The 11,517-nt window shown below is 43.8% G+C and carries 11 protein-coding genes and 1 pseudogene; all 12 read left to right on the top strand.

Translation table 11 applies throughout. From position 1 onward, the window contains the following. Window positions 1-29 precede the first annotated feature (29 nt). Window positions 30-175, top strand: a pseudogene (locus M3226_RS13580) (fructose-6-phosphate aldolase); the annotation flags it as partial. Window positions 176-502: 327 nt separating this feature from the next. After that, entirely contained in the window at window positions 503-1,789 is a 1,287-nt protein-coding gene (locus M3226_RS13575; RefSeq protein ID WP_251566206.1) for a UDP-N-acetylglucosamine 1-carboxyvinyltransferase, read from the top strand. A gap of 318 nt (window positions 1,790-2,107) precedes the next feature. Continuing rightward, on the top strand, window positions 2,108-3,373 hold the full coding sequence (rho, locus tag M3226_RS13570; RefSeq protein ID WP_251566203.1) for a transcription termination factor Rho: 1,266 nt from the start codon (window positions 2,108-2,110) through the stop codon (window positions 3,371-3,373). 203 nt (window positions 3,374-3,576) lie between these two features. Further along, window positions 3,577-3,792 carry a 50S ribosomal protein L31 gene (rpmE, locus tag M3226_RS13565; protein WP_144566047.1) on the top strand — a complete coding sequence of 72 codons (216 nt, stop codon included), beginning with the start codon at window positions 3,577-3,579 and terminating at the stop codon, window positions 3,790-3,792. Between the two features lie 168 nt (window positions 3,793-3,960). Then, window positions 3,961-4,557: a thymidine kinase gene (locus M3226_RS13560; protein ID WP_251566201.1), complete on the top strand. Its 597-nt coding sequence runs from the start codon at window positions 3,961-3,963 to the stop codon at window positions 4,555-4,557. Between the two features lie 164 nt (window positions 4,558-4,721). Then, entirely contained in the window at window positions 4,722-5,393 is a 672-nt protein-coding gene (locus M3226_RS13555) for a hypothetical protein (protein WP_251566199.1), read from the top strand. Between the two features lie 147 nt (window positions 5,394-5,540). After that, on the top strand, window positions 5,541-6,614 hold the full coding sequence (prfA, locus tag M3226_RS13550; RefSeq protein WP_251566196.1) for a peptide chain release factor 1: 1,074 nt from the start codon (window positions 5,541-5,543) through the stop codon (window positions 6,612-6,614). Next, window positions 6,607-7,551 carry a peptide chain release factor N(5)-glutamine methyltransferase gene (prmC, locus tag M3226_RS13545; protein ID WP_251566194.1) on the top strand — a complete coding sequence of 315 codons (945 nt, stop codon included), beginning with the start codon at window positions 6,607-6,609 and terminating at the stop codon, window positions 7,549-7,551. The genes prfA and prmC overlap by 8 nt, the downstream gene beginning before the upstream one ends. 157 nt (window positions 7,552-7,708) lie before the next feature. Further along, window positions 7,709-8,683: a stage II sporulation protein R gene (gene spoIIR / locus M3226_RS13540; protein WP_251566192.1), complete on the top strand. Its 975-nt coding sequence runs from the start codon at window positions 7,709-7,711 to the stop codon at window positions 8,681-8,683. Window positions 8,684-8,887: 204 nt separating this feature from the next. Further along, the gene (locus M3226_RS13535; RefSeq protein WP_251566190.1) at window positions 8,888-9,334 is read left to right on the top strand and encodes a GNAT family N-acetyltransferase; all 447 of its coding nucleotides are present in this window, start codon (window positions 8,888-8,890) and stop codon (window positions 9,332-9,334) included. 185 nt (window positions 9,335-9,519) lie between these two features. Beyond that, window positions 9,520-10,563, top strand: a complete 1,044-nt coding sequence (locus tag M3226_RS13530; protein ID WP_251566188.1) for an L-threonylcarbamoyladenylate synthase — start codon at window positions 9,520-9,522, stop codon at window positions 10,561-10,563. A 312-nt stretch (window positions 10,564-10,875) separates the two neighbouring features. After that, on the top strand, window positions 10,876-11,433 hold the full coding sequence (locus M3226_RS13525) for a manganese efflux pump MntP (protein WP_251566186.1): 558 nt from the start codon (window positions 10,876-10,878) through the stop codon (window positions 11,431-11,433). The last annotated feature ends 84 nt before the right edge of the window (window positions 11,434-11,517 follow it).

Here is an 11,517-nt window from a genome sequence, read left to right as displayed (position 1 = left end):
AAAATTTAGTTAAAGTAAGAGAGGGCAAACCAACCCATGTAACAGAAGCTGCTTTTAGAGGAGCGCATATTGCAACTATTCCTTACAAATTATTAATCGCTTGTTCCACCATCCATTAACAGAAAAAGGAATCGAATGCTTCCTTAAAGACTGGAGTAACCGCACAAACGCTTAATTTTCCCATTGGAAAATTCCCTCTATTTTTCACAACAAAAACAATCACTCAAGGCTGCTGGACAAAGTCCCATAATTTTTTTTATTATAAATACATGAAAAAGGAATTTTCGTGTAAACTAATGATAGACAAGCTGTCGGAATTTGGCTTTTTGTGTTGGAAAAATATACCTACTGCCTCACTGGATACCAGTGGTCTTTTTAAATAAAGGATAAGCACGTTTGATATTTAGTCCTTAGTGCTCTTCAGAAGTGCTTGTGTTTAAAATAAAAGTCCTTTGCTGGGAGCCATTCACACATCTTTGTGGGCTTAGAAGGGAGTCAAGTAATGGAAAAACTTAAAATTGCGGGCGGTTATCCGTTAAAAGGAACAGTTCGCATAAGTGGAGCTAAAAACAGTGCCGTTGCCTTAATTCCGGCTACAATTTTAGCAGAATCACCCGTAACAATTGAAGGATTACCTCACATTTCCGATGTGGAAATCTTAAAGGATTTGCTCGAGGAAATCGGCGGAAATGTCTCGATGACTGATGAGGAAATGACGGTTGACCCTTCAACGATGATCTCGATGCCACTGCCAAACGGAAAAGTAAAAAAACTTCGTGCTTCCTATTATTTAATGGGGGCAATGCTGGGGCGGTTTAAGAAGGCGGTTATTGGCTTGCCTGGCGGCTGCTACCTCGGCCCAAGACCGATTGACCAACATATTAAAGGCTTTGAAGCACTCGGCGCTCAGATTACGAACGAACAAGGCGCGATTTATTTGCGTGCGGATGAACTGCGCGGGGCCCGGATCTATTTAGATGTAGTCAGTGTCGGGGCGACGATTAATATTATGCTGGCGGCGGTACGTGCTAAAGGACGGACCATTATCGAAAACGCGGCAAAAGAACCGGAAATTATTGACGTAGCCACATTGTTAACGAACATGGGCGCAAAAATAAAAGGAGCCGGTACGGACGTGATTCGAATTGATGGAGTAGAAACCTTGCATGGCTGCCGGCACACCATTATTCCGGACCGGATCGAAGCAGGAACCTATATGATTTTAGGAGCGGCTGCAGGTGAGGGTGTATTGGTAGATAACGTGATTCCGCAGCATCTGGAATCATTGATTGCCAAGCTCCGGGAAATGGGCGTGCGTGTCGAGACTAGCGATGATCAAGTGTATGTGGACGGCTCGGTGAATTTGAAAGCGGTTGATATCAAAACACTTGTTTACCCAGGGTTTCCTACTGATCTTCAGCAGCCAATTACGACTCTATTAACAAAAGCCTCAGGTTCTAGCGTGGTCACTGATACGATTTATGGTGCCCGTTTTAAACATATTGATGAACTTAGAAGAATGAACGCGAATATCAAGGTAGAAGGACGTTCTGCGATCATCAACGGCCCTATACAGCTGCAAGGAGCAAAAGTGAAGGCAAGCGACCTGCGAGCCGGAGCAGCCCTTGTGATTGCCGGTCTGTTAGCCGAAGGAATAACGGAAGTAACCGGTCTTGAACATATTGACCGCGGCTACAGTAATTTAGTTGAAAAACTTAATGGTCTCGGTGCCACTGTCTGGCGGGAAGCACTGACAAAAGAAGAGATGGAACACCTTAAAAACACGTAAAATAGGTTAATGGTGACAGGCACCATTAACACTATAAACACAGTGGAAGAGGCTAGATTGATTGCATCTAGTCTCTTCATTTGATTAAATAGGGTAAGAAATAATTACCAGTATTGGAATTAATAATTTTTAGTTGATTAATTTTTTGTACAGAGGGTAAAATAGTAATTGTTTTTATTATGCATATATTCTGCAATCCTATTCATTTCTTTTTCTACTTCTATTTCAATTCCTCTATTATCTAATTATTATCTAACCTAGACAATCTCTCGCTCATAAGGCGGATTTGCTGGAAAAATTTTAAAGAGTGGTGTACAAATGGATTTAACAATTTCAAGTTTAGAGAATATGAAGCTGAAGGAACTTTACGAGCTAGCACGCGAATATAAAGTAACCTACTACAGCAAATTAACGAAAAAAGAACTAATTTTTGCGATCTTAAAATCTCGCGCCGAACAACAAGGCTTTTTCTTTATGGAAGGCGTACTCGAGATCATTCAATCAGAGGGCTTTGGATTTTTACGGCCAATCAACTATTCGCCAAGCTCAGAGGATATCTACATTTCCGCTTCGCAAATCCGCCGTTTTGATCTTCGTAATGGGGACAAGGTGTCCGGTAAGGTTCGGCCTCCAAAAGAAAATGAACGTTATTATGGCTTGCTCCATGTGGAGGCGGTCAACGGGGAAGACCCGGAATCAGCGAAAGAGCGTGTTTATTTCCCCGCTTTAACACCGCTGTATCCAGATAGACAAATGAAGCTGGAAACAACGCCAAAACATCTGTCAACGAGGATTATGGATGTTGTGGCGCCGGTTGGTTTTGGACAGCGTGGTTTGATTGTGGCACCGCCAAAGGCCGGTAAAACGATGTTGATAAAGGAAATTGCTAATAGCATTACAACCAACCATCCCGATGTCGAGTTAATCGTTCTGCTAATTGACGAACGTCCGGAAGAGGTAACCGATATTGAACGTTCTGTCGCTGGGGATGTCGTCAGCTCGACGTTTGATGAGGTGCCTGAGAACCATATTAAAGTTGCTGAGCTTGTGCTTGACCGCGCGATGCGTTTAGTGGAACATAAGCGAGATGTCGTGATTCTGATGGATAGTATTACGCGTTTGGCCCGTGCCTATAACCTGGTCATCCCGCCAAGCGGCCGTACGCTTTCCGGTGGTATTGACCCGGCGGCGTTCCACCGTCCGAAGCGTTTCTTCGGGGCTGCCCGTAATATTGAAGAGGGCGGCAGCTTGACGATTCTTGCAACGGCGCTTGTCGATACCGGTTCACGGATGGATGATGTCATTTATGAAGAATTCAAAGGAACTGGTAACATGGAACTGCATCTTGACCGCGGGCTTGCGGAGCGCCGTATTTTCCCTGCGCTAGATATTCGCCGCTCTGGTACGCGTAAAGAAGAGTTGCTTATTCCGAAGGATCATTTGGATAAATTATGGGCGATTCGCAAATCGATGTCTGATTCACCAGATTTTGCCGAGCGCTTCTTGAAAAAATTACGCCAGACAAAGTCGAATGAAGAATTTTTCGCTCAATTAAGCGAGGAGTTAAAGAGTCGCCGTTCGTAGTAGATTGTGCTCGGACAAGCCGTTGTAAAGGGAAGCGTCAGGTTACTTTTTCAAAAAGAAACCAACAAATCCCAACTTGCAAAATTGGGTTACCCTTGTTATAATGGGTGCAGTGTCTTTTATGTAATTGGTGCTTGTTCGAAAAGACAAGTATTTATATAACTCTGTTTCGAATGATTCAGGGCGGAAGGAGCTGAAAAGAAATGAAAGCAGGAATTCATCCTAATTATAAAATGGTAAAGGTGACTTGTGCATGCGGTAATACGTTTGAAACTGGTTCAGTTAAAAATGAAATCCGTGTTGAAACTTGTTCTGAATGTCATCCATTCTATACTGGTCGTCAAAAATTCGCTGAAGCAGGCGGACGTGTTGATCGTTTCAACAAAAAATACGGCCTTAAGTCACAACAACAACAATAATTACTCGGGGAACAGGCAAGAGGACCTATGGCTTGCCTGTTTTTTATTGAAAAAAATTAGAGTATTCACATAGATATGCACGAAAAATACTTAAATATAGTTGAGAGTTCAGCTTAAAATAGACAATATAGTCGTAACAGGGTTCGTTATAGGAAGGAGACACCGTTTATGTACTTAATGAAACAAAGCGGATGGGTTGAGGTTATCTGTGGCAGTATGTTTTCCGGAAAATCAGAGGAATTGATTCGTCGGGTCAGGCGGGCTCAGTTTGCGAAACAAAATATAGCTGTGTTTAAGCCGAAAATTGATAATCGTTACAGTGAACAGTCTGTAGTATCCCATAATGGCTCTTCTTTTCATGCGAAGCCAATTTCCCATTCTATTGAGATTTTGCATCATGTAGAGGCAGATATTGATATTATTGCGATAGATGAAGTTCAGTTTTTTGATGAAGGGATTGTCCGGGTTGTTCAGCAATTGGCGGACAGCGGTCACCGCGTGATTTGCGCCGGCCTTGATATGGATTTCCGCGGCGAGCCCTTTGGCCAGATGCCGGCATTGATGGCGGTAGCAGAGGCGGTAACAAAGCTTCAAGCTGTGTGTACCGTCTGCGGTTCACCGTCCAGCAGAACACAGCGTTTGATTGACGGCCGTCCTGCTTCCTACCATGACCCCGTTATATTAGTCGGTGCTGCTGAAGCGTACGAGCCGCGGTGCCGCCACCACCACGAAGTCCCAAAAACATCACCAGTACCAGCCCGCTAATGGTGCCTGTCACCGTTAACGTGGTTAACGATGTGAAAAAATGATAATCGGTGCCTGACACTGTTAACACTGTCTGAGAGTTGATTTCTCAGGCAGTTTTTTGTGGCTGGATTTAGGTTAGGGTTATTAGTGTTGGTTAGCGAATCAACAGGAGTTTGCGCGGAATGTTGGCTGAATTCGGTGGAATTATAGCTAGAATCAACGGCATTACTTATAAAATTGATGGAATTATATTCAAAACAAGTGGAATCCACTTTAACCTCCCAATGAACAGAGCCTTGGAAATATTTCTCTCGCTCAAATTAAACAGGGCCGGGCATGATAATATTGGAGGTGTAAGAATGTTAAAAAAGTGGATGTATCTTGTAAGTATCATGTGTATGTTTCTATTAAGCGGCTGTCAGGGAGCTTACCTTGGTTCGGATGATAACGCCAATAACCTTCGCAAAAAGAATTCTGACCAAATGAACATCCGTGGTAATAATGTAGATTCCACAGCTGATCGCGGTAAAAACAAACAGCACTTGGTAGAAGACGATATCACCAATCAAAACCCGAACTTCCTTGATCTAAAGCGGACGGGCAGCGGTGGTGAAGCTGGTGCGACTAATCATGGCAACGATATCAACAAAGCCAAACAAGTGATTGCTGATACAGATGAGTTTAGGACCGACTCAGTATGGATTAACGGTGACCGCATGTGGGTAACCGTTTATAAAAAAGGAATGCTTTCTGATAAAGCTAGAAACGATGCGGAGGCTCGCCTTCACCGTAAGCTGGTTACAGCTCTCCCGCGTTATAATATCGAAGTACGTGTCCAGGAGGACCGCAGGTAACATGCTCTGATTTAGGGCATGTTTTTTTGTATGAAAAAAAAGGGTTTGGCCTCATAAAAAAATTTCTCCCTCAATTTGGTTTTGACGGGGGTTTTCACCTATACTATAATTAGAATGTTATGGACTAAAACTCGAGGTGAATAAACTGTGTTTGATCGTCTTCAATCTGTGGAAGATCGCTATGAAAAGTTGAACGAACTTTTAAGTGATCCAGAAATTATTAATGATTCAAAAAAACTTCGCGAATATTCAAAAGAACAATCTGATATACAAGAAACCGTACAGACCTACCGCCAATATAAAGAGGCTCGTGAACAGCTCCAAGAGGCAAAGGCAATGCTTGATGAGAAGCTTGACGCCGAAATGCGTGAAATGGTGAAGGAAGAAGTGAATGAGCTTGAGGCCCAAATTGAGGAGCTTGAAGCTAAAATGAAAATTCTTCTTGTTCCAAAGGATCCAAACGATGACAAAAACGTTATCTTTGAAATCCGTGGTGCGGCCGGTGGGGATGAGGCAGCATTGTTTGCAGGTACCCTTTACCGGATGTACAGCCGGTATGCAGAAGCCCAGGGTTGGAAAACAGACCTTATTGATGCTAGCCCAACAGGACTTGGCGGCTATAAGGAAATCAGTTTTATGATTAATGGTCAAGGTGCTTACTCCAAATTGAAGTTTGAGAGTGGTGCCCACCGTGTACAGCGTGTTCCGGAAACTGAATCTGGCGGACGGATTCACACTTCAACGGCAACGGTTGTTTGTTTACCGGAAGCTGAGGAATTTGAATATGAGATTCATGAAAAGGATATCCGGTTTGATACGTTTGCTTCAAGCGGCGCCGGCGGACAATCCGTTAACACGACGATGTCAGCCGTTCGTTTGACACACATTCCAACTGGAATTATGGTTTCAATCCAGGATGAAAAATCCCAGCATAAAAACCGGGATAAAGCGATGAAAGTATTGCGTGCTCGTGTTTATGATAAATTCCAGCAAGAGGCACAGGCTGAATATGACCAGGTTCGTAAATCGGCGGTTGGAACGGGTGACCGTTCTGAACGAATTCGCACCTACAACTTCCCGCAAAATCGGGTAACCGATCACCGTATTGGCTTAACACTTCAAAAATTAGATCAAATTGTTGAAGGTAAGCTTGATGAAATCATTGATGCGTTGATAATGGATGAACAAGCAAAAAGACTGGAAGCGGCATCTAATGAGTAAAAAAGTATTTGAGGCCCTAAAATGGGCTTCTTCTTTTTTAGTTGAGGCGGGTCTTGATGAGAACGCCGGCGAACTATTACTCCGGCATTTTACGGGGATGTCCCGGGCGCAGTTGTTTGCCAATATGCGAGAGGATTTAGAGCTGAGCGTCTTGGAAGCGTTTGAGAAGGCGGTGCGGGAGCATGTTGAAGTAGGCGTCCCGGTCCAATACCTGATTGGATCAGAAGAATTCTACGGCCGGACTTTCATCGTCAACGACGAGGTCCTCATCCCACGGCCGGAAACAGAAGAACTCGTCTATGGAACACTCCAGCGCATGAAGGATATCTTCAGCAGCCACCAAGAAATCCGCTTAGCTGATATCGGCACAGGCAGCGGCGCAATAGCCATCACGCTGAAACTGGAATACCAGCTGACGGCAATGCAAAAGGTGAAAATGGTGACAGGCACCAATAATAATCCGGAGACGTTACAAACGGTAACAGGCACCGTTAAGGTGACGGCTACTGATATTGCGGAGGGGTCGCTTGCGGTGGCGCGGGAAAATGCTGCGCGGCTTGGGGCGGATGTCAGGTTTATTCAGGGGGATTTGCTCCAGCCGTTTATGGAGAATGGCGAGAAACTGGATGTAGTGGTATCGAATCCGCCTTATATTCCACGCGCAGACATCGAAACAATGTCTAAGGTTGTAAAGGAGCATGAGCCGCATCGGGCCTTGTTTGCTGGTGATGATGGCTTGGATTTTTACCGCCGTTTTATGGCGGAACTTCCACAAGTCCTCGCTCCAACCGCACTCGTTTGTTTTGAAATCGGTATGGGGCAGGGAGAAGCGGTAGCAGAGCTGATTCGAAATACTTTTCCAAAGGTTAATGTCGAAATAGTTAATGATATTAATGGCAGGGATCGGATGGTTTTTGCCGAAATAAAAGAGTGTTAAATCGCATATCGATTTAATGCTCTTTTTTCTTTATATAACGGAAATTCCTTGCTCACCACTCCAGTCTCCAAAATCTATTTTTTCAAATTTACTAGTTTAAGATTCTTATTCTTTGTCCAAAATGAAACTATCGAAGGGCAAAGGAGATGTGCTAGAGATGAGAGGTAAACTAATAGTTTGGGGATACTTAGTCATTTTATCATTGGGAACAATGTTGAATTTATATATGCCAAAGACTGAAGCAGCATCAAAGGAGTCAATCGTCATTCCAGGGCAGGCGATTCGCCTCAGGATTTTGGCAAACAGTGACTTTGAAGAGGATCAAGCCATCAAACGCAAGGTGCGCGATGCCGTTAATGCCAAAATTACAGTTTGGGTACAAGATTTGACCTCCATGAACGAAGCAAAGAAAGTCATCAATGGCAAGCTTCCGGAGATTCAGGATATTGCAGAAAAAGTAGTCCATGAACAAGGATCCAACCAGTCCGTAAAGGTCGAGTTTGGAAAAGTAAGCTTTCCAACTAAATTATATGGCCAGTACTTATATCCGGCAGGGGAATACCAAGCGATCTTGATTACGTTAGGCAAAGGGGAAGGGGCGAACTGGTGGTGCGTCTTATACCCGCCGTTATGCTTCCTTGATTTTTCGAATGGTGTTGCCGTAAGTGACGGTTTTGAGGAAAAGCATGTGGCAAAAGCGGAAACCATTAGTAAAAAGAAACAGGAGGATGTAAACACAGATGAGGCTGTCGTCACTTCTGCCCCTGCAGCAGTGGAAGATGAACAATCTGAAACAGTAGAAGAAGTGGAACAACCTGCGAAAGAAGTAGCTCAAGTTCAGGAGACAACGGTAAAAGAAGTACAAGAGCCAAAGAAACCGGTAGAAGAAATACATGTAGAAAAAAAACGGATAGATGAAGTACAAGTAGAAAAGAAGCCTGAAGTAGAATTACAAGACGAGAAAAAACAAACAGAGGAAGTACAGACTACAAAGAGGACTGTAGAAGAAGTAAAGAAGATCAAGAAGGCAGCGAAGGCGAAGAAAGAAACACCTATATATACAGCTAAGGACGAAGAACCAGTAAAAGTAAAGTTCTTCGTAGTGGAAATGTGGGAGCAAATGTTTAACTAAACCAGTCCAGCGTCGGACTGGTTTTTTGTAAGCCGATAGGAAAGTATAACTTTCCAATCAGACATAATTGCAGCTTCGCCTTTGTCTTCGTTCTTAGGTCTAGCTAATCAGTGAGTTTTCTAATAAAAATTACGCATCTATCAGTTCTATTATCTCTGGTTTTTCATAGTAATAGGGTAGAATCTTTTAAACGAGGTGGATAGGATGCAGGCATTAATTCGCAGAGCTAATCAAGAAGATTTGGAAAATATACGAGAGTTCCTGACAAGAGCAAACCTAGGGACCGGTGGACTAACCGCAGAAGCGATCGACTATTTCCTCCTATTAGAAAATGAGGACGGCACGATCCGCGGTTCACTTGGTATGGAGGCATTCAATGAATACGGCATGCTGCGTTCACTGGTGGTTTCACCAGGACAAGCCGATAAAGAAATCTTTGTCCTTTTTGACCAAATGGTACAACTAGCAAAAGAAAAAGGGATGAAAAGCTTGTTTTTGGCAACAAATAAAAGTGTGGCCTTGCCATTTTTTGAATTAATGGGCTTTCAAAAAATCGAACGAGAAGCAATACCCACAGATTTTTATGAATCTGAGCATATTCGACACGTTTTAAATGTGGATAACTCGTTATTTTTAAAATTTTCTTTATAGTTGTGGATTAACCCGCAAAGTTATCCACTTTTTCAAAGAAGTTATACACAATTTGTGGATAAAGCTTGTATTTATACCCACCTTCTTTTATACTTTCAAACGTATAAGGTGAACAAATAGGAGTTTTTCCGTGTAAATTCGCCAAAATTCGATAAAAGTCTCGTCATCTATAAAGGTGGATAACTATGAACACAAATGTTTGGAAAGTGGATAAATATGTGGATAAACTTGAAAATAATCCACAGGTTGTGGATGCAGCCAATTTTTTAAGGGAAAATGAAGTCGTCGCCCTGCCCACAGAGACTGTTTACGGCCTTGGCGGTAATGCTGAAAATGATGAAGCAGTGGCTAAAATTTTTGCAGCGAAAGGACGGCCTGGGGATAATCCGTTAATAATTCACATCGCCGATCGCAGCCAGCTTAGTAGATTTGTAACCGAAGTCCCTGAAACGGCGGCAAAACTAATCGATGCCTTTTGGCCAGGACCGCTGACGATTATTTTTAAAAAGAAGGAAGGCGTTTTGTCTGAAAAGGCAACTGCCGGTCTTGACACCGTTGCGGTTAGGATGCCAGATCATCCGGTCGCACTGGCGCTGTTGAAAACTTGTGGATTGCCAATCGCTGCCCCTAGTGCCAACAGTTCTGGAAAACCGAGCCCGACTAAGGCTGAACATGTGTTGGATGATTTAAATGGAAAAATTGCTGGAGTGTTAGATGGAGGGGCAACAGGTGTAGGCGTTGAATCAACTGTTATCGATTGTACCGCTGGGACCCCCGTGATCTTAAGACCAGGCGGCATAACGAAAGAGCAGCTTGAGGCAGTCGTCGGCGAAGTTGAGGAGGATGCGGCCTTAAAGGACCAATCCGCACGTCCAAAGGCACCTGGAATGAAATATCAGCATTACGCGCCGAATGCCCCGCTTTATATGGTCGCAGGCCCGAAGGAATTTTTGCAAAAATTAGTAACAGAGAAGCAAGCGGAAGGGCTCCGGGTTGGTGTGTTGACGACGGAAGAAAATTGCGGCTTCTATGAGGCTGAACTGGTTCTATCGTGTGGTAGAAGGACCGATCTTGATACCGTTGCGGCCGCTCTCTATGATACGTTACGGAGCTTCAACCAGGGGCAAGTAGATATTATTTTTAGCGAAGTTTTTCCGGATGAAGGCGTGGGACATGCCATCATGAACCGTCTGGAAAAGGCAGCAGGCCATAGGCTTATCAACGAATAACACCGAAACTCCCTCGCAGGGGTTTCGGTGTTTTTTTAAAGATAAGAAAATCGAGAATCGTCCAGCTCCAGGCGCCATCGGATCGAGGACACAAGCTTATCCAGTTGCGTCCCAGAACAGTCGCCTCCACATTTAGATCAATCCGTCCAAAAGGTTAAAGAATAACCTTTGGGCCCGCTCGTCTTGTACTTGTCGCCGATAGGCGGTCGCCTTGCGCTTTTCTTGTACCTTGGATTCCTTTTTCCAATCTCACTTCTATTTCCGATTGGACGTGCATAGGCTAGGATAGTTAGTCCAAGGAGGCGTAGTTGAATGTCAGAAATGGTTGGCGAACTTTTAACACTAATAATAATGGCATTTGCACTTGGAATGGATGCCTTCTCGGTTGGTCTTGGCATGGGAATGTACAAACTGCGGCTGAGGAAGATTTTTAATATTGGCCTGACGATAGGCTTATTCCATGTATGGATGCCGCTCTTAGGCCTCATAGCAGGAAAATTTCTCTCAGAAAAATTTGGCGTCTTTGCAACAATAATCGGGGGCCTGCTCCTCATGGTCCTCGGTTTGCAAATGATTTGGTCGACCATGAAAAAAGAAGAAGCGAAGGTAATCACACCAGTAGGCTTCGGCTTACTGTTATTTGCATTAAGTGTGAGTCTTGATAGTTTTTCAGTTGGTTTGACCTTAGGGATCTATGGAGCCAAAACGATTATGGTTCTACTGTGTTTTGGAATCGCGGCAACTGTACAAACATGGGCAGGCCTTTTGCTCGGCAGAAAGGTTCAAGGCTGGCTTGGGACCTATAGCGAGGCTTTGGGAGGAACCATTCTACTTGGGTTTGGTTTAAAGCTGCTTGCACAAATTTGGTAATAGAAACTATGAATCATTTAAAACCTTTTTCTAAATATGCTAGACTATAGATGATGGGGGAAACAGTCTCGGTTAAGCCGGCGT

The sequence above is a fragment of the Neobacillus cucumis genome, from assembly GCF_023715505.1.
Note: the sequence above shows the minus strand (reverse complement) of the source record. Positions and strands in the feature narration are given on the sequence as shown.